The sequence below is a fragment of the Butyrivibrio sp. genome (genome assembly GCF_017635265.1).
In the GTDB taxonomy this organism is placed as follows: Bacteria; Bacillota; Clostridia; order Lachnospirales; family Lachnospiraceae; genus Butyrivibrio.
This window is the reverse complement of the sequence record NZ_JAGBLU010000001.1, coordinates 32,593-53,170: the sequence shown is the minus strand read 5'-3', so window position 1 is coordinate 53,170 and position 20,578 is coordinate 32,593. Positions and strand designations below refer to the sequence as shown.

At 40.4% G+C, this 20,578-nt stretch carries 15 protein-coding genes and 1 tRNA gene; all 16 read left to right on the top strand.

Features of this window, described 5'->3' with window-relative positions; genetic code table 11:
- The first annotated feature begins 94 nt into the window (after positions 1–94).
- The 16 genes from ispG to truB all read left to right on the top strand — a co-directional run bounded on the left by ispG (position 95) and on the right by truB (position 20,574).
- Positions 95–1,159, top strand: a complete 1,065-nt coding sequence (gene ispG / locus J6O61_RS00190; RefSeq protein WP_292208122.1) for a flavodoxin-dependent (E)-4-hydroxy-3-methylbut-2-enyl-diphosphate synthase — start codon at positions 95–97, stop codon at positions 1,157–1,159.
- Positions 1,160–1,218: 59 nt separating this feature from the next.
- The gene (locus tag J6O61_RS00185; RefSeq protein WP_292208119.1) at positions 1,219–5,760 is read left to right on the top strand and encodes a PolC-type DNA polymerase III; all 4,542 of its coding nucleotides are present in this window, start codon (positions 1,219–1,221) and stop codon (positions 5,758–5,760) included.
- Positions 5,761–5,830: 70 nt separating this feature from the next.
- Positions 5,831–6,493 carry a phosphatase PAP2 family protein gene (locus J6O61_RS00180; RefSeq protein WP_292208116.1) on the top strand — a complete coding sequence of 221 codons (663 nt, stop codon included), beginning with the start codon at positions 5,831–5,833 and terminating at the stop codon, positions 6,491–6,493.
- Positions 6,494–6,650: 157 nt separating this feature from the next.
- A complete protein-coding gene (locus J6O61_RS00175; RefSeq protein ID WP_292208113.1) occupies positions 6,651–8,489 on the top strand; it encodes a peptide ABC transporter substrate-binding protein in 1,839 nt (612 codons plus the stop codon).
- 15 nt (positions 8,490–8,504) lie between these two features.
- Complete coding sequence (locus tag J6O61_RS00170; RefSeq protein ID WP_292208109.1) at positions 8,505–10,568, top strand: methyl-accepting chemotaxis protein; 2,064 nt, start codon at positions 8,505–8,507, stop codon at positions 10,566–10,568.
- 152 nt (positions 10,569–10,720) lie between these two features.
- Positions 10,721–11,431, top strand: a complete 711-nt coding sequence (locus tag J6O61_RS00165; protein WP_292208106.1) for an EAL domain-containing protein — start codon at positions 10,721–10,723, stop codon at positions 11,429–11,431.
- 47 nt (positions 11,432–11,478) lie between these two features.
- Entirely contained in the window at positions 11,479–12,441 is a 963-nt protein-coding gene (locus tag J6O61_RS00160) for a D-2-hydroxyacid dehydrogenase (protein WP_292208103.1), read from the top strand.
- Positions 12,442–12,570: 129 nt separating this feature from the next.
- Positions 12,571–12,642: transfer RNA gene (locus J6O61_RS00155), tRNA-Glu, on the top strand.
- Between the two features lie 255 nt (positions 12,643–12,897).
- Positions 12,898–13,359: a ribosome maturation factor RimP gene (rimP, locus tag J6O61_RS00150; RefSeq protein ID WP_292208100.1), complete on the top strand. Its 462-nt coding sequence runs from the start codon at positions 12,898–12,900 to the stop codon at positions 13,357–13,359.
- A gap of 24 nt (positions 13,360–13,383) precedes the next feature.
- Positions 13,384–14,532, top strand: a complete 1,149-nt coding sequence (gene nusA / locus J6O61_RS00145) for a transcription termination factor NusA (RefSeq protein ID WP_292208097.1) — start codon at positions 13,384–13,386, stop codon at positions 14,530–14,532.
- Between the two features lie 2 nt (positions 14,533–14,534).
- Positions 14,535–14,804 (top strand): RNase P modulator RnpM, encoded by a 270-nt coding sequence (gene rnpM / locus J6O61_RS00140; protein WP_292208094.1) that lies wholly within the window; start codon positions 14,535–14,537, stop codon positions 14,802–14,804.
- Positions 14,794–15,123, top strand: coding sequence for a L7Ae/L30e/S12e/Gadd45 family ribosomal protein (locus J6O61_RS00135; RefSeq protein ID WP_292208092.1), 330 nt, complete (start codon positions 14,794–14,796; stop codon positions 15,121–15,123). Before rnpM ends, J6O61_RS00135 begins: the two co-directional genes overlap by 11 nt.
- Positions 15,124–18,072 (top strand): translation initiation factor IF-2, encoded by a 2,949-nt coding sequence (gene infB, locus J6O61_RS00130; RefSeq protein WP_292208090.1) that lies wholly within the window; start codon positions 15,124–15,126, stop codon positions 18,070–18,072.
- Between the two features lie 29 nt (positions 18,073–18,101).
- Positions 18,102–18,518: a 30S ribosome-binding factor RbfA gene (rbfA, locus tag J6O61_RS00125; RefSeq protein WP_292208089.1), complete on the top strand. Its 417-nt coding sequence runs from the start codon at positions 18,102–18,104 to the stop codon at positions 18,516–18,518.
- A gap of 66 nt (positions 18,519–18,584) precedes the next feature.
- Entirely contained in the window at positions 18,585–19,529 is a 945-nt protein-coding gene (locus J6O61_RS00120) for a DHH family phosphoesterase (protein WP_292208086.1), read from the top strand.
- 88 nt (positions 19,530–19,617) lie between these two features.
- Positions 19,618–20,574, top strand: a complete 957-nt coding sequence (gene truB, locus J6O61_RS00115) for a tRNA pseudouridine(55) synthase TruB (protein ID WP_292208084.1) — start codon at positions 19,618–19,620, stop codon at positions 20,572–20,574.
- The last annotated feature ends 4 nt before the right edge of the window (positions 20,575–20,578 follow it).

The window sequence follows — 20,578 nt, the reverse complement described above, 5'->3', positions numbered from 1 at the left end:
AAAAATCACCATTTCAGTAAACAAAAAAATGTAGTAAATTAACTGCTGTTTCGTTGCATTTCTATAATAAAACGGAATAGAAAGGATAAAATGTATGGCATATAGAGATAATACAAAAGTTGTGCATATAGGCGACAGAGTTATCGGTGGAGGCAATCCTATCCTTATTCAGTCTATGACCAACACCAGAACTGAGGATGTAGAAGGTACTGTTGCGCAGATAAAACGCCTTGAAGAAGCAGGCTGTGACATCATCAGGTGTACAGTTCCAAATCTTGAGGCTGCAAAGGCTCTTGGAGAAATAAAAAAACAAATACATATTCCGCTTGTCGCAGATATTCACTTTGATTATAAGATGGCTATTGCCGCCATGGAAAACGGTGCTGATAAGATCAGAATAAATCCCGGCAACATTGGATCAAAGGACAGAATTGCGGCAGTAGTTTCATGCGCAAAAGAGAGAAACATCCCTATCCGTGTAGGTGTAAACAGTGGTTCTCTTGAGAAAAATCTCGTGGAAAAGTACCATGGAGTGACAGCTGAGGGACTTGTTGAGAGCGCTATAGACAAGATAGGTATAATAGAAGATCTTGGCTATGACAATATGGTAATCAGTATTAAGTCATCCAATGTCATGTTGTGTGTTAAAGCCCATGAGCTTTTGGCAAAACAGTGCAAATATCCCCTTCATGTAGGAATTACTGAGGCAGGAACTGTGTATGGAGGTAATATTAAGTCTTCAGTTGGACTTGGAATTATCTTAAATGAAGGTATCGGAGATACTATAAGAGTCTCTCTTTCAGGTGATCCTGTAGAAGAGATCAAGACAGCCAAGATGATCCTCAGAACTCTTGATATCAGAAAAGGCGGAATAGAAGTTGTATCATGCCCAACCTGTGGAAGAACAAAGATTGATCTTATCGGACTTGCCAATCAGGTAGAGACAATGGTTCAAAAGTATCCTCTTGATATCAAGGTTGCAGTAATGGGATGTGCTGTAAATGGCCCCGGAGAAGCAAAAGAGGCTGATATCGGAATTGCAGGCGGTGATGGAGAAGGCCTTCTTATAAAGCATGGCGAGATTATCAAAAAAGTGCCTGAGGATCAGCTACTTGCCGTTCTTAAAGAAGAGCTTGATAATTGGGCTGTGAGAACCTAAAGAGGTATTTCAAAGTCTGGTTCGAACGTGTTCCGTACATGTAATATTTAGGAGTTTTAATGGGGAAGAAGTTTTTCGAAGTTTTTCCTGGTCTTAAGCTTGATGACCGAACTCAAGAGATAATGGAGCAAACTGAGGTTGTTAAGGTCTCGACCACAAGAAAACAGGATTTTATCAGAATATATATATGCAGCAATGCTCTTATCGATAAGGCAGATATTTATAAGACAGAGCAGGGGATAAAAAAGCAGCTCTTTAACGGACAGGATCTGACTATAAAGATCTATGAGAAGTTCAGTCTGTCTGCTCAGTATACACCGCAGAATCTCTTTGATATCTACAGAGAGAGCATAGAGATGGAATTAAAAGACTATGACCATATGGAGTATAGTCTTTTTCGTGCTGCAGATTTTGAGTATCCCAATGATGGAAATGTAATCATCAGGCTTGAAAACAGCGTGGTTGGCAAAAAGAAGGCTCCCGATCTTATCAGAGTTTTATCAAAAATCGTAAATGAAAGATGTGGTTTGTCCGTAGCTATTTCTCCTGAGTTTGTGGAAACTCAGAAGGAGACAAAAGAGCCTGATTATACTGACGAGTCAGCCAAAATGGCTAAAAAACTGGAAGATTTTGAGCAGAAGTCCGAGGAAAAGAAGAAACAGGCTGCTGAGAAAAAAGCTCAAAAGGCTGCTGAAGAAAAAGTTCAGAAAAATGAGGAACCTCAAAAGAGTGCAGCAGAAGGGACAAAGGCTGGATTTTCAAAAGGCAAGTGGACTCCAAAGAGAGACTTTGGCGGAAGCTACAAACGAAGTGATAATCCTGATGTTGTATTTGGACGAGACTTTGATGATGAAACAATGAAGCTTTCTGAGCTAATAGGAGAGCTTGGCGAAGTTACAGTTCACGGTAAAGTAACAGCTTATGATCAGAGAGATATCAGAAATGAAAAGAGTATCATGATCTTTGACATAACTGATTTTACAGACTCTATCACTGTAAAGATGTTTGTAAAGACAGAGGATGTTCCTGATATCACAAAGGATATTAAACCCGGAGCTTTCCTTAAGATCAAAGGTATCGCTGCTGTTGATAAGTTTGACCATGAGTTGTCACTTCAGTCTATTGTGGGAGTAAAAAAGATCCCTGATTTTACTACGAAGAGAGTAGACAGGGCAGAAGTAAAAAGAGTAGAACTTCATTGCCATACCAAGATGAGTGATATGGATGGCGTTTCTGAAGTTAAGGATATAGTTAAACAGGCCTATAAGTGGGGAATGCCAGGTATTGCCATAACAGACCACGGCGTTGTTCAGGCTCTTACAGATGCAAACCATGTCTGGGAAGACCTCTTTAACGATGAGAAAAAGAGGAGAAAAGAAGCCGGTGAGCCACCTATCGAGAGACAGGATTTCTTTAAACTGATCCTTGGAGTAGAGGCATATCTTGTTGACGACCTTAAGGAAATTGTTGTAAATGACAAGGGACAGCCACTTCGAGATACAACCTTTGTTGTATTCGATATTGAGACCACAGGTTTTTCTCCTATAAAAAACAAGATCATTGAGATCGGTGCCGTAAAGGTAAGAAATGGAGAAATCATTGAGAGATTCTCCGAGTTTATAAATCCTCAGGTGCCTATTCCCTATAGAATTGAAAAGCTCACAAGCATTACTGATGAAATGGTAATGGATGCACCCACAAGGGAGGTAATTATCCCTAAGTTTGTGGAATTTTGTAAAGATGCTGTATTGGTAGGACATAACGTTGGATTTGATATAAGCTTTATCAACCAGAATTGTCTTGAACTGGGAATCCCTGCTGACTACACAACAGTTGATACTTTGTGGTTATCAAGATACTTCTTCCCTCTCCAGGCCAAGCACACTCTTGATGCAGTAGCCAAGACTTTGGGAGTAGTTCTTGAACATCACCACAGAGCTGTTGATGATGCAGAGTGTACTGCGCTTATTTTTAACAAGTTCCTTCCAATGCTTGAGGAACAAAAGGCAGTAACGCTTACCGATGTAAATGTTCTTGGAAAGCCAACCAAGGAAATGATAAGACATCTTCGTCCTAATCACTGTATTATCCTTGCAAAGAATACATTGGGAAGAGTTAACCTTTATACCCTTGTCAGCGAGTCCCATATTGACTACTTTAGAAGATTTCCTCTTATTCCAAAGAGTGAGCTTTTAAAGCACAGAGAGGGACTTATTATCGGAAGTGCATGTTGTGCCGGAGAGCTTTACGGTGCAGTAGTAGAGGGGAGACCTCCGGAAGAAATAGCAAGAATTGTGGATTTCTATGATTATCTTGAGATCCAGCCTGTGGGTAACAACCATTTCATGGTGGATTCAGAGCGATATGAAGACATCAACAGTGATGATGACATAAGAGAGATCAACAAAGAAATAGTTAAGCTCGGCGAGCAGTTCAACAAACCTGTTGTTGCTACCTGCGACGCACATTTCTTAAATCCTGAGGATGAGATATACAGAACGATCATCATGGCCGGAAAGGGTATGAATGATGAAGAGCCTGCACCTCTTTTCCTAAGGACTACTGACGAGATGATGGAGGAATTTGACTATCTCGGTGGCGATAAGGCAAAAGAAATTGTTATAGATAATACCAGGAAGATCCTTGATATGTGCGAGAGCATATCACCGGTAAGACCTGATAAGTGTCCCCCTGTCATTGAAAACAGTGATGAGATCCTTACTAAGATCTGTTACGACAAGGCTCATGAAATTTATGGAGAAAACCTTCCTGAAATAGTTCAGGAGCGACTTGAGAGAGAACTTAACTCAATTATAAAGAATGGTTTCGCGGTTATGTATATCATCGCCCAGAAGCTTGTTTGGAAGTCAAACGAAGATGGATACCTGGTTGGCTCCAGGGGATCTGTAGGTTCCTCTTTTGTCGCATTTACATCAGGTATCACGGAAGTTAATTCACTTAGCCCGCACTATGTGTGCCCTAAGTGTAAATATAGTGACTTTGATTCTGAAGAAGTACTTAAGTATGGCGGTAATTCTGGCTGTGATATGCCTGATAAGAGATGCCCTAAGTGCGGAGCCATGATGAACAAGGATGGATTCGATATTCCTTTCGAGACCTTCCTTGGATTTAAGGGTGATAAGGAGCCTGATATTGACCTTAACTTCTCTGGTGAGTATCAGTCTAAAGCTCATAAGTATACTGAAGTTATTTTCGGTTACGGACAGACTTTCAGAGCGGGAACGATAGCTTCTCTTGCAGATAAGACAGCTTATGGTTTTGTTAAAAAATATTACGACGGAATCGGTGCCAGCAAGAGAAAATGTGAGATCAACAGAATAGTTCAGGGTTGTACCGGTATAAGACGAGGAACAGGTCAGCATCCCGGTGGAATCATAGTTTTGCCTGTGGGTGAGGATATTAACTCTTTCTGTCCTGTACAGCACCCGGCCAATGATATGACAACTGCAACCATTACGACGCATTATGATTATCACTCCATTGACCACAACCTGTTAAAGCTTGATATTCTCGGACATGATGATCCTACCATGATCAGATTTTTGCAGGATTGTACAGGCCTTGACCCCAAGACTGTGCCACTTGATGATAAAAATGTTATGAGCCTTTTCATGAACACTACGGCTCTTAATATCACTCCTGATCAGATTGGTGGAACAAAGCTTGGATGCCTTGGACTTCCTGAGTTTGGTACAGACTTTGCCATGCAGATGGTTATCGATGCAGGACCATCATCATTGTCCCACCTTATAAGAATTTCAGGTCTGTCACACGGTACTGACGTTTGGCTTGGTAACGCACAGACTCTTATTCAGGAAGGTAAGGCTACGATTGATACCTGTATCTGCTGTCGAGATGATATTATGATCTATCTTATTCAGAAGGGTCTTGATAAGTCTGAATCCTTTAAAATCATGGAGGCTGTTCGTAAGGGAAAAGTTGCCAAGGGGAAAGAAAGCAACTGGGCCGACTGGAAAAAGGATATGACAGACCACGGCGTTCCCGACTGGTACATCTGGTCCTGTGAAAAGATAAAGTATATGTTCCCCAAGGCGCATGCGGCAGCTTACGTTATGATGGCATGGCGAATTGCATATTTCAAAGTATATGTTCCGCAGGCTTTTTACGCTGCCTGGTTCAGTATAAGGGCAAAGGCTTTTAACTATGAGCACATGTGTCAGGGAGAAAATCATTTAAGAGCTATTATGCGCGAGTACAACAATAAAAAAGATGAGCTTACCAATGCTCAACAGGCTGAATACGGTGATATGAGGCTGGTTGAAGAAATGTATGAGCGTGGGATTGAGTTCCTTCCTATAGACATCTTTAAGGTTAAGTCAAGGGACTTCCAGGTTATCGGAGACAAGATTATGCCTGCTCTTACAAGTATTGACGGAATGGGTGAGAAAGCTGCTGACCAGATTGTGGAAGCGGCCAAAGATGGTCCTTTCCTTTCAAAGGATGATTTTAAGCAAAGGACCAAGTGCCCGCAAACTGTACTTGAAAAGATGTCAGACATGGGACTTTTGGGAGATATCCCGGATTCCAATCAGATAAGTATTTTTGATCTGATGAAGTAAGGGTGGATTTGCATAAATGTAGCGGAATAATTCTTTTCAATAATATCTGAAATTGGCAAGGAGGCATAGAATGGAAAGAAGTGAAAATATGAGAAAGACTCGGAGCGTGTTTGCTTTAATAAACTTTGCCCTCTTTCTTATCCTTATTATTTTAGTAAAAAATGTAGACGTGGCAGCAATCGGACCTGAAGGAACTTCGATAGGCTTATCACACGTAAATGGAATTATCCATGATTTTTTTGGAATAAATATGGGCTGGTATAAATTGACGGAAATTTTTGGAGTACTTGCAATACTGGTAGTTGCAGTGTTTGCGTGTCTTGGAGTGATACAGCTTATTAAGAGAAAAAGTATTGTTAAGGTTGATAAAGAAATTCTTTGTCTTGGCTGCCTGTATGCGTTGGTTCTTGTGACTTATGCATTTTTTGAAAAGGTGATTGTCAATTACAGGCCAATAATTGAAGCGGGAGCGGAACATGTAGAAGCATCATTTCCATCATCCCATACAATGCTGATTGTTACTATCTTCGGAACGCTGATGTATGTGCTTGAGAAATACATTAAAAATGAGAAGGTTGTAAAGTTTTGTAAGGTAGCATGCCTTGTGATAATTGCGTTTACAGTTGTCGGAAGACTTGTATGCGGAGTTCACTGGTTTACTGATATTTTGGGCGGGTGTTTGATAAGTCTTTGCTATATTAGCCTTTTCTCTAATGTTTATAACAGGTTGTAATAAATAAATAGTTAAAAAAAGCCGGGATCGTTTAAGAGATTCCGGCTTTTTAAAATTAATAAAAAGTTAATTGAAATATCGTAGAATTATAGTTTTTTTTTGATAGAGTTATATGTAGAGGGTCTGTGTTTTTGGGAATATATTAGGAGGTAACAAAATGTGGAACAAAGTGTTATCCTGTGGAATAGTTATATCAATGATATTAAGTATTTGCACGGGATGTGGAAAGCAAATTGATAATTCCGAAGATGTAGGTCAGGCTGCAGATAGCGCATCGGCTTCTGCTGTTGAGGCAAATACTGAAAATTCAGTAAGTGGTACTACCTGGCCAACCACACTTACCAATTCTGTGCATAACAGTGCAGCACCTGATTGGATTGAGTATAATCAGTTGATATTTAATATAAAAAATACCACGGATTATAAAGAGCGAGAGGCAATGATGCATCGGGCTGAAGACATATTAATGTCAACAGGGGCTGTTGTTCCACTGTATTATTATAATGATCCTTATCTTCAGAAGGCATCAATTGATGGAATTTATTCTTCATTGTTTGGTACAAAATACTTTATGTATGCAAAAGGATGTACTGACAATATCTTAAGAGTAAGTCTTTCGTCTGATCCGACTTATCTTGATCCTGCGCTTAATTCCTCTGTGGACGGCGCATGTCTTGTGGCTAACACTTTTGCGGGTCTTTACACCTATAATGCTGATGGTGAGTGCATTCCTGCGCTTGCAGATGAAGCTAACCCGTATGAGGTATCGGAAGACGGGCTTAACTATACTTTCCATTTAAAAAAGGATCTGAAGTGGTCTGATGGTTCACCTTTAACAGCATCTGATTTTGTATATTCCTGGAATAGAGCAGTTACACCTTCCGTTAATGCTGATTATGCGTACATGTTCAGTAACTTTGCAGGGTATGATGATGGAAAAGTCAAGGCAAAGGCAGTTGACGATACAACACTGACCTTCACTTTAACATCACCTTGTGCATATATTCTTGATCTTATGGCATTCCCGATTTTCTTTCCTGTGCATCAGCCTTCAGTAGAAGCTGCAGATCCTGACGGAGTTAATCCGGGAGCCTGGGCGGAACATGTGGGATTTGTGGCAAGTGGTGCGTTTACACTACAGTTGTGGGAGCCCGGAAACAGAATGGTCTATGTGAAAAATCCGTACTTTTATGATGCCGAGAATGTATCGGTAGATGAACTTGTTTTTGTTCTGACATCGGATGAAGAAGTGATTTTTAGTCAATACAAAAATGGAGAAATAGATTTTGCGGATTCTGTTCCTACGGATGAAATAGCAGGCTTTATCTCATCTTCAGATCCGGAATTTCATATTGATCCGAACCTTGGAACATACTACTTTGCTTTTAATGTAAACAGTCATTTGTTTGACGGAAAGACATCAATGCAGGCTTCAGCCATGAGAAGGGCAATAGGGCTTTTGGTTGACAGAAGCTATATCGTAGAAAAAATCGGCCAGACAGGCCAGACTATAGCAACTTCGTTCATACCTGAGGGAATGCTTGACGGTAATGGAGGAGTGTTTAAAGCAAATGACGATAGCTATTCATTCCCTGATTCTTCATCTACAGGCTATTATCCGGCAGAGAAAACAGATGCAACAATTCAGGAGGCAAAAGCACTTTTAGAAGAAGCAGGTTATACCTTTGATTCAGAAGGAAAGCTTTCGCAGGATACGCCCATAGCATTTGAATTTCTGACTAATGACAGTCAATCTCATGTTTTGGTGGCAGAAGCCATTAAAAGAGATCTTGCTGAAATTGGAATCGAGATGACAATAGTAAAGCAGGAGTGGAGTACCTTCCTTCAAAACCGTAAGGACGGCAACTATGATGTTGCCAGAGAAGGATGGCTTGCAGATTTCAATGATCCCATAAACATGCTTGAAATGTTTATTACTGACTCAGGTAATAATGATCCTCAGTTTGGCAGAGAGCCATATGTAGAAGAAGAGTAAGGAGGGGACACTGTAATGTTAAGAAAAATGAACCTGCTATCCAAGATGCTTTTGGGAATAATACCGGCTGTTGCACTGGCACTGATTATTGTAACTGCAGTCAGCGTTAACAAATCATCGGATGCTATAGAAACATTGACCGAGCAAAAGGCTGAAGAATCTATTATGGCAAATGTCAGTGATATCAATGCAACACTTATGACACTCAGGTCAACGGCGACAACTCTTGCCAATACAGTTGGCGGAACGTACAGCTCCACAGATCTTGATGTATATCAGGCAATTTTTAAAAAAGCTGTTTTGTCAAATGACGTTATATCAGGATCAGGAATATGGTTTAAACAGGGCGTATACGAGCACAAGACGTATGCCGGGCCTTACTGGTACAGAGATGGAGATACAATTACATACACTGATGAGTATTCAAATGCTGATTATGACTACTTTAACCAGGAATACTACACAGTGGCAGCTTCTCTTTCCGAGGGAGAGTCAAACATAACAAATCCGTATTATGATCCTTCAAGCGGTAAAGTAATGGCAACGTGCTCTGCTCCGATATATGATGTGGCTGGCTACTATTCGGGATGCATTACTGTAGATATATATCTTGATTCGATTCAAAGCATGGTATCAGGTATTTCACTTGGCAAAAATTCAGCTCCGATACTATTGGATTCTAATGGAGTGTATCTGTATGATGTTGATTCTGAAAAAATTTCTACTGGTTTAAATATAGCAAATGACAGCAATACAACGCTTGCCGCTGCCAGCGCAAAGATAATGTCTGAAGATATTGGAGTTACATCTTTTATCCAAAATGGAGAGAAGTATCTTTTATTCTACGGTACTGTACCTGATGTGGGATGGAAGCTGGCTGTTACGCTTCAGGAGAAAGAAATGAATGCAAGCGTAATTGCCATAAGGTCATTTTTGATTCTTATATGCGTTATAGCACTTGTGGTTTGCGGAGCTATAATAATCGGCCTTGCGTTCTCAATAGTAAAGAGTGTAAACAATGTAAAGGCATTTGCAGGGAATCTGGCTCAGGGCGACTTTACAATTGAACGTATATCTTCTAAAAGTGATGATGAGTTGGGGCAGATGTCGCAATCTCTCAATAACATGTATGAGAGCAATAAATCCGTTATCACACAGGTTTCAGAAGAATCCGAAAGAATTGGCGATGCATCATCCAATCTTGGAAATATGGCTGAGCAGTTAAGTAATGATTTCCAGATGATAAGAAGTAATATGACAGGTGTAAATGATGCAATGATGAGCGCTTCTGCAGCAACAGAGGAAGTAAATGCTTCCATAGAAGAAGTTAATGCGTCTGTACAGATGCTCTCTGCTCAGGCTGATGAAACCAGAACACAGGCTGACGATATTCAGAAAAAGGCTGCAGATATTGAAGCAAAATCAAGAATGGCAAGTGAACATGCAACTGCTATAGCTTCTGAAAGAGAAAGAGATGTAGAAGAAGCCAATGAGCAGGCAGAGGTTGTTAAAGAAATAGGTTCCCTTGCTGATTCTATAGCCGAGATAGCAGATCAGATCAATCTTTTGTCATTAAATGCGTCTATTGAGGCTGCAAGAGCCGGCGAACATGGTAAGGGATTTGCAGTAGTGGCATCTGAGATCAACAAGCTGGCAGGTGATACAGCGGAGGCTGTAGGCCAGATCCAAGGGACTGTAGAGAATGTTCAGGCTGCATTTGAAAATCTTTTAAATGCTACCAATGAGCTATTGAAGTTCCTTAATGAAACCGTTAAGTCTGACTATGATAATTTTGTAAATGTTGCAAGGGAATATGGCAGCGATGCAGAATCTTTTGGGCAGCAGTCGGGATCAATTGCTGAAATGGTCAATACTATACGCGGTGCTATGAATGAAGTCAGCTCGGCAATTCAGAATATTACCGAATCGACACAGGATACTGCATCAAGAAGTTCAGAGATAACAGATACTGTAAACACAGTTTCCGGTGTTGTTGATAATGTATCGGATATGTCTGTGCGTCAGCAGGAGATATCCAGAAGTCTCTCAAGCGTTGTAGGAAAGTTCAAGCTTAGATAATGTATATACCCCAAAAAAGAGTCAGGCGAAAAGTTCTGACTCTTTTTTAACTGACACTAATAATAAATTGTGCTTGAATTATTTGTAAAAAGCTGATATATTTCTGATGTTTTCATTTATGGTTTTTATGTTTTGATTAGAAAAGGTTTTTGATGGGTAGAAATAAAGTCACGGTTGAGTATTTGCTTGAAAATCCTCAGGAAATAAAGTTTGCGTTTCAACCGATTATTAAACTGGAAGACAATTCAATATATGGCTACGAAGCTCTTATGAGACCTGAACTATATACACCTGTTGAGTTTATAAAAGCTGTAGCCAATATGGATAAGCTTTATCTGATAGAAGAGATTACCAACTATTACGGAACAAAGCATTTCATGGAGGCAGGGCTTGAAGGAATGCTCTTTATGAATTCTTTTCCATCGGTGTGCATGAGAATAGAGCAGACCAAACAGGTTGCAGCACTAGGCGGTGAAAAAATGATGAATCGTCTGGTGTATGAAATGCTTGAATATACCAAGCTCGAAAAATATGCCTGGGAGATGAAAAAGGTTGCTTTTAATATAGAGGGAGCGACTCCATTGATCGCCATAGATGATTTCGGAACTGGCAGCAACATAGACAGGGAATGTCTTGATTTTTACAGACCTGATCTTGTTAAGATCGATAGGAAATATGTATCCGGTGTGGATAAGGATTTTAACAAGCAGCATATTGTAAAAGAAATAATAGAAGAACTGAGGGCGAGGGATATTATTATTCTTGCAGAAGGAATTGAGACTCAGGGAGAACTTAATTTCTTTAAGAGCATGAAAATTGACCTTGCTCAAGGGTACTTTTTAGGTGAACCTAAGATTTTTTGATCTTAGGTTCTTTTATCAATAAGCATAAATTAAGGAGATGAGCAGATATGAAAATTGTTGTAGCAGATACAGACAGCGTAGGATCAGATATGGACTATACACTCTTTGATGAGCTTGGAGAGTGTACCTATTACGATGATAAGATAACAGATGACAATGCGGCAGAAAGACTTGCAGGCGCCAAGGTGCTTATGATCAATAAAAGTGCAATATCAGACAAGATTCTTGATGCGGCTCCGGATCTTGAACTTATCTGTGAGTTTGCTACAGGATTTGACAATGCCAATATTGAAGCCTGCAACAGGCATGGTGTAAAGGTAGCTAACGTGGTTGGCTATTCAACCATGTCAGTGGCACAGCATACATTTTCACTTCTTTTTTATCTGATGGAGAACTCCAGGCACTATGATGAGTTCGTTAAGAGTGGAAAATACGCTAACCAATCTCATTTTTGCTGCCTTGATATTCCTTTTAATGAACTTGATGGAAAAACCTATGGAATAGTAGGAATGGGAAACATCGGCAGAAAGGTTGCTGAGATAGCAACTGCTTTTGGCGCAAAGGTTATATTTTACTCTGCATCCGGAAAAAGCACATGTACAGATTATGAGAGAGTTGAGTTTGATGAACTCTTATCCCGTTCTGATGTTATATCATTGCATTGTCCGCTTACAGACAGAACCAGAAATCTCTTTGATAAAAATGCTTTTGATAAGATGAAGAAAAACGCTATCCTTATAAATGTAGCAAGAGGCGCAGTAGTCAGTGAGCAGGATCTTTATGATGCCCTTACACAGAAGAAGATCGCAGCAGCAGGTCTTGATGTATTAAGTCCTGAACCCATGGCAAAGGATTCTCCACTTCTTAAGATACAGGACAGTGGAAAACTATTTGTAACACCTCACATGGCGTGGGCAAGTACTGAGGCAAGAAAGAGATGCCTTGAAGAGGTGAAGAAAAACGTAGTAGCCTGGCAAAAAGGTGAGATGAGAAATATAGTTAATCCTTGAGAAATGATGCTAAGATTTGTACGGGATAACGATTTTTTAAAAAAATTTAAAAAAGTGCTTGCATTTTTATTTGCAATAAGATATTATAAACAAGTCGCCGCGATACGGCGGCGACAAAAGAACTGATAAGCCTCGTTGGTCAAGCGGTTAAGACGCTGCCCTCTCACGGCAGAATCAGCGGTTCGATTCCGCTACGAGGTATTGACTGTTTATAACAGCCCAACCCGAAACCCAGATTGCTTCGCAACCTGGGGATTTTTGTGTAATGGGAACTTTTTACATTCACAGGAAGTTGAGAGGATACTTGCTAGTAACCAGACAGTAATGTCATGATGGCTTTAGGCATCGACATTTACTTGACGGAATGCCGTTTTTGTGGTATTGTCGATATGGTAAATGTTAAGTGGGCTTGAAGAAAGCCCACTTTCTTTATGTCAGCACATAAGAGGGTAATGAATGAAAAAGAATGAAATTGAAGCAAAAGTAGAAGAAATGCTTGTTCCAATTGCAGAAGCAAATGAAGTGAGCATCTACGATGTAGAATATGTCAAGGAAGGCGGGGAATGGTACCTCAGAGCTTACATTGACAGGGAAGGCGGCGTGGATATCAATAAATGCGTTGATGTCAGCCATGCACTTTCGGATGCACTTGATAAAGATGATTTTATAGAGGATGCCTACATTTTGGAGGTTTCAAGTCCCGGACTTGGCAGACAGCTTAAAAAGGACAGGCATTTTGAAAACAGCCTCGGACAGGATGTTGAACTTAAACTTTTTAAGGCAAGAGACGGTGTTAAGGAGTTTGCCGGTACACTAAAAAGCTATGACAGCAATAGCGTTACCGTAACTATAAATGATAAAGATGAAATTTTTTCCAGAAAAGAGATATCAGTGATTAAGCTTGCTTTGGATTTTTAATCCAGGCAGAAAAAGGAGATTACGATGAGTAAAGAACTAATGGATGCCCTTGACCTTTTGGAAAAGGAGAAGAACATCAGCAAAGATTCTCTGTTTGATGCAATTGAGAATTCACTTATCACAGCATGCAAGAATAATTTTGGCAAAGCTGAAAATATCAGGGTTGAAGTGGACAGAAATAACTGTGACTTCAAGTGCTATGCTGACAAAGAGGTAGTGGAACTTTTCGATGATGTCATGGATCCACAGATTGAGATTTGCCTTGATGATGCCAGGAAGATTAGTAAGAAGGCACAGGTTGGCGATATTGTAGCAGTTCCGCTTAATTCCAAGGAATTTGGACGTATTGCCACACAGAATGCAAAAAATGTTATTTTGCAGAAGATTCGCGAAGAAGAGCGCGGCGCAATCTACAATGAATATTTTGAAAAGGAACATGATATTGTAACAGGTGTTGTCCAGAGATTTATCGGCAAGAATGTAAGCATAAACCTTGGACGTGCAGATGCTATCCTTAATGAGAATGAGCAGGTAAAAGGTGAGGTTTACAGACCGACATCACGTATCAGAGTATATGTTCTTGAGGTTAAGAACGGCTCAAAGGGACCAAGGATTCTTGTATCCAGAACTCACCCGGATCTTGTTAAGAGGCTTTTTGAACAGGAAGTTGCAGAGATTCAGGACGGAACAGTAGAAATCAAATCTATTGCCAGAGAAGCGGGAAGCCGTACAAAGATTGCTGTTTATTCCAACAATCCTAATGTAGATGCAGTAGGTGCTTGTGTAGGTGTTAACGGTGCAAGAGTTAATCTTATTGTAGATGAGCTTAATGGCGAAAAGATTGATGTTATCAACTGGGATGAGAACCCCGGTAATCTTATTCAGAACGCACTTTCACCTGCTAAGATCGTAGCAGTATTTGCTGATCCCGATGAAAAGAGTGCCAAGGTAGTTGTTCCGGATTATCAGCTTTCACTTGCTATTGGTAAAGAAGGTCAGAATGCAAGACTTGCTGCACGACTTACAGGATATAAGATTGATATAAAGAGTGAGACACAGGCTAAGGATGCTCCCGGATTCCGTATGGAAGATTATCTTGATGATGAAGATTATGATGAGTATGAGGAAGGCGAAGATGTTGCAGAGTCTTCTGATACTGAAGTAGAGGAATAATAATGCAGAAAAAGATTCCGATGAGAAAGTGCGTTGGATGCATGGAGATGAAGGAGAAAAAAGAACTGATCCGTGTCATTAAATCACAGGATGGCAGGGTATCTCTTGATCTGACAGGACGAGCTAATGGCAGAGGAGCATACATCTGTCGGTCAAAGGATTGTCTTAGCAAGGCTTTTAAGAATAAGGGTCTTGAGAAATCTCTTAAGTCGCAGGTACCGGAAGAAGAACGTCTAAAGCTTGAAAAGGAGCTAAGCGGAATTGGATTCTAAAGGAAAAATACTTGGTGTTCTGGGGCTTTGCCAGAGATCCGGAAAGCTTAAAAGCGGTGAGTTTGCCTGCCTTGAAGCTATAAGGAAAAAGACGGCGGTTATAGTTATTGTCAGCGAAGATGCCTCAGACAATACCAAAAAAGAATTTAGTGATAAATGTAAGTTTTATAAGATCCCGATTTATTTTTTCGGCAGTATGGATGAATTGGGGCATGCAATAGGTAAGGATGTTCGAACGAGTTTGGCTATTACTGATGCTGGATTAGCGAAGACGCTCATAAAGAACTTACTTTCAGAAAAAAGTATGGAGGAAATGTGAATGGCAAAAATTAAAATATCCGAACTTGCAAGTGAGCTTGGATGCGACGCAAAGGAGCTGATAAGTGTTTTGCAGGAGAAAGGCATAGAAGCAAAACGTTCGAACAGTTCAATAGAAGAGGCTGATGCAGAAATAGCAAGAAAGCACTTTAAAGGTTCTGCGAAAAAAGCTGATGCTTCAGATAAGGAAGAAAAGAAAGCCCCTGTTAAGAGTGATGCTCCAAAAACAGAGGAAGGTGCTTCTAAAAATTCAGCTGTGAAAACTGATAGTGCTGATACACCAAAGAAAAAGAAAAAGATTATTATGGTTACAAATGCCGGCAATTCAAAGATGGGTGGCTATCATAATAACCAGAATGGAAATAATAGCGGAGCTCAGAGCAATAATAATCAGCGCCGTGATAACAGAAGCGGTTACGGTAATAACAATAATGGCGGAAATAACAGAAGGGGCGTATTTGCTCAATCTCAAAATGCCTACCATCCGATTAAGCCATTGACTGCTCCATCACAGCTTGAAAGTTATAATACACCGATTAGTAAGAGTACCACTCCAAAGCCTGCACCCAAGAAAGAAAGTGCTCCACAGACTGTTGAGAACAAGCAGGCGGCCATGCAGCCACAGCAGGCAGCTGCTCCTGTGCAAAGCGAGGCACCAAAGCCTGTAAGCGCTGCTCCTGTTCAGAATGAAAAGCCCAGAGATAATAGAGATAATAGGGATAATAATAGAGACAACAGAGATAACAGAGACAGCCGCGACGTAAGAGACAACAGGGATAATAGAAACAATTCCGGAAGAAATGACAGAGGCGATAGGAATGGATTCCAGAATAGAAATAATGGACAAAATGGCGGATTCCGCAGAGATAATAATCAGGGCGGATTCGGTCAGCGCGGTGGTCGTGACGGTCAGATGAACGGTGGACAGCAGGGCGGCAAGTTTGGCGGAAGAAACGACAGAAATGATAGAAATAATAAGTTCGACAAGAACCAGAGAGGCGGCTTTGCTGATGCAGCTCCTGTAAAAGAAGGTGCAGGTCACAGAGACGAAGAAAGACGTCGTATCGGTCAGGAAAAGGACAAGAGAAATAAAAAGGATCTTGCTTATGAGCAGGAAGAGATGATGCCAAGAAGCAAGAGGGTAGGCAGATTTATTAAGCCTGAAGTCAAGAAGGTAGAAGAGCCTGAAGAGCAGATTAAAGTTATTTCCATTCCGGAGAAAGTTTCTATCAAGGAACTTGCTGAAAAGATGAAGATGCAGCCTTCGGTTATCATCAAGAAACTCTTTATGGCTGGTCAGATTTCTACCGTAAACACAGAGCTTACTTATGAAGAGGCTGAAAACATTGCTATTGAGTATGATATCATCTGCGAAAAGGAAGTTCCCGTTGATGTTATCGAAGAGCTTCTTAAAGAGGACGAGGACGCGCCTGAGACACTTAAAAAGAGACCACCTGTTGTCTGCGTAATGGGTCATGTTGACCATGTTAAAACATCACTTCTTGATGCCATCAGTAAGACAAGTGTAACAGACAGAGAAGCAGGCGGTATCACCCAGAGAATCGGTGCTTACACAGTATCTGTTAATGATCAGAAGATTACATTCCTTGATACACCGGGACACGAAGCATTTACAGCTATGCGTATGCGTGGTGCTAATTCTACAGATATAGCAGTACTGGTAGTTGCTGCTGATGATGGTGTGATGCCACAGACAGTTGAAGCTATTAACCATGCTAAAGCTGCCGAAGTTGAGATTATTGTGGCTGTAAACAAGATTGATAAACCAAATGCCAATATTGATAAAGTTAAGCAGGAAATGACAGAGTATGGTCTTATTTCAACAGACTGGGGCGGAACAACAGAATTTGTGCCTGTATCAGCCAAGTCAGGTGAAGGTATTGAAGACCTTCTTGAGACCATCATTCTTACTGCAGATATTTTGGAACTTAAAGCAAATCCTGACAGAATGGCAAGAGGTCTTGTGCTTGAAGCAAGACTTGATAAAGGTCGTGGTCCTGTTGCCAATGTTCTTGTTCAGAAGGGAACACTTCATGTAGGTGATTTCATTTCCGCAGGTGCAAGTTCAGGTAAGGTTCGAGCTATGGTTGATGATAAGGGTAACAAGCTTAAGGAAGCTCGTCCTTCACAGCCTGTTGAGATTCTTGGTCTTTCTGATGTTCCAAATGCAGGTGAAGTATTCCTTGGACATGAGACTGATAAGCTGGCTAAGCAGTATGCCAATACATACCTTCAGCAGCACAAGAAAGACCTTATTGAAGAGACCAAAGCAAAAATGTCTCTTGACGATCTTTATTCCAAGATTGAAGAAGGAAGACTTCAGGAACTTGATATCATCATCAAGGCTGACGTTCAGGGTAGCGTAGAAGCGCTTAAACAGAGTCTTCTTAAGCTTTCCAATGATGAGGTTGTGGTTAAGGTTATTCACGGTGGTGTTGGTGCCATCAACGAATCAGATGTAACACTTGCTGCTGCATCCAATGCGATTATTATCGGATTTGATGTTCGTCCTGATGCAACCGCTAAGAGCATGGCTGAACACGAAGGCGTTGAGATTAAGCTTTACAAGGTTATTTATCAGGCAATCGAAGAGATTGAATATGCTATGAAGGGTATGCTTGCTCCTATCTATGAGGAGAGAGTTACAGGACATGCTGAAGTCCGTCAGATATTCAAGGCATCTAAGGTTGGTAATATTGCCGGAGCCTTTGTTAAGGACGGTGTTATCAAGAAAGATTGCAAGGTTCGTATCTCAAGAGAAGGAGAACAGATCTTTGAAGGTGATCTCGCATCACTTAAGAGATTTAAGGATGATGTCAAGGAAGTTAAGGAAGGCTTCGAGTGCGGTCTTGTATTTGATGGCTTTGACCAGATCCATGAAGGTGATATGGTAGAAGCTTATGAAATGGTAGAGGTACCCAGGACATAAGTGATACGTATATCACGGAGGTAACAATTATGCGTAAAAACAGTAACAAGAATAAAAGAATTAATGGCGAAGTAATGAAAGTTATTTCAGAAGCCATTCGTTACAGTAAAGATCCGAGGATCAGCGCTTTTACATCCGTTATGGATGTAGAAGTTGCTCCGGATCTTAAGACATGCAAGGTATGGGTAACTGTAATGGGGGATGAAGAGGATAGACTTCGCACGCAGGAAGGGCTTAAGAGTGCTTCCGGATATATTCGTTCCACATTGGCAAAAGAGCTTAACATGAGATACACTCCGGAACTGCGTTTCATAATGGATGATTCAATTGAGTATGCGATTAATATGTCCAAAAAGATTGATGAAGTTACAGCCAAAGACAATGAGGCCAGAGCAGCTCGCGGTGAGAGTACAGAAGATTCTTTTGACGAAGAGGATGAAGAGTAATAGTTGCTGTTCAGGGACTGAACAGTAACCGGCAATAAGCATATTTACAGGAAAGAGTAGGAAGATATGAAGATAGATGAATTTATGCAGGGAGTAAAGACAGTAGGTATTAGTGGTCATATAAGACCGGATGGGGACTGTGTTGGATCATGCATGGGGATGTATCTATATCTATCCAGGAATTATCCTGAAGTTGAAACACATGTTTTTCTTGAGGATATTCCACCTGAACTTGAGTTTATAAAGGATACAGATAAGGTCAATAAGAACTATACAACGGATATAGAAAGTTATGATCTTTTTATTGTTCTTGACTGTGGCAAGGATCGTATTGGAAATGCTGAGAAGTTTTTTGATACAGCAAAAAATACTGTAAATATTGACCATCATATAAGTAATCCGGGAACCGGTAATGTGAATTATATTGTTCCGACAGCAAGCAGTGCATGTGAGCTTGTATATACTGTCATTGACACAGCAAAGATGGATGAAGACATTGCCAAATCTCTTTACACCGGAATGGTTACAGATACAGGAGTTTTCAAATATTCCTGTACTTCTCCCAAAACAATGGAGATTGCAGCCAGACTTATAAGCTATGGATTTGATTTTGGAAGCCTCATTGATCATGTATTTTATGAGAAAACATATCTTCAAAATCAGATTCTTGGAAGAGCGCTTCTTGAGAGTATTCTTCTTATGGACGGTAAATGCATAGTATCAGTGGTTTCAAGACAGACCATGGATTTTTATGGTGCGACCAGCAATGATATGGATGGAATTGTTAATCAGATGCTTCTTACTATTGGTGTTGGCTGTTCAATTTTTATGTATGAAGAGGAGCCAATGACTTACAGAGTAAGTCTTCGCAGCGACGGAAGTGTAGATGTTTCGAAGGTTGCCAAGATTTTTGGCGGCGGCGGACATATGAGGGCTGCCGGTTGTACAGTTAATGGTACTCAGCACGATGTTATAAATAACATTACAAAGTATATTCAGCAACAGTTATAATAATATAGCCACAAGATATTATGTCTTGTGGCTTGTTTTGACTAAAATATTTAGCCAAAAACCTCAAATATGAAATGAGAAAATCGATATGAATAAATATAATGGCTTGATAAATATATATAAGGAGCCGGGCTTTACATCCAATGATGTTGTTGCAAAACTGCGTGGAATCCTTAAGCAAAAAAAGATTGGGCATACAGGAACTCTTGACCCTGATGCTGTAGGAGTTTTAGTAGTATGTTTGGGTACAGGTACTAAGCTGGTAGAAATGTTGACAGACCATGACAAAGAATATATTGCAGTTTGTAGACTTGGGACAACAACAGATACTCAGGATATGTCCGGAAATGTTTTAGAAGAGAAATCTGTAAATGTTACAAAGGCTGAGCTTCATGAGGCTGTGCAGGCTTTTGTTGGTGAATATGATCAGATTCCGCCGATGTATTCAGCTATAAAGCAGGATGGAAAAAAGCTTTACGAGCTTGCAAGAGAGGGAATTGAAGTAGAGAGAAAAGCCAGAAAGATACATATCGGTGCTATTACTGTTCTTGATGATTCCCATCTTGAAAGCGACCATATTTTCACAATGGAAGTTAAGTGTTCAAAAGGAACTTACATAAGGACTCTTTGCCATGACATTGGCCAAAGGCTTGGATGCGGAGCAGCAATGCAGCATCTTACAAGAACCAGAGTTGGAGCGTTCAGCCTGGAAACTGCGGTCACTCTTTCGCAGATTGAACAGATGCGTGATGAAGGTACACTTTCTGAAATAATCCAGTCTCCTGAATATATTTTCAGGGATCTTGACAAGATACATGTCAAAGATAGTGCAAGAGTTCTTCTGGAAAATGGAAACAGCTTCAGAAAGGATAATATCCTGAACGAAGACCCAAAGGGAGTGAATGACAAGGAATTCGAAAAAGAAATGTTTACAGATGGCAATATGATCAGAGTTTATGCTGAAGATGAGACATTTTTCGGAATCTACAGATATGATGAGAGAACGAGAATGTTTAAGGTGGATAAGTTCTTTTTTGAAAAATAATATA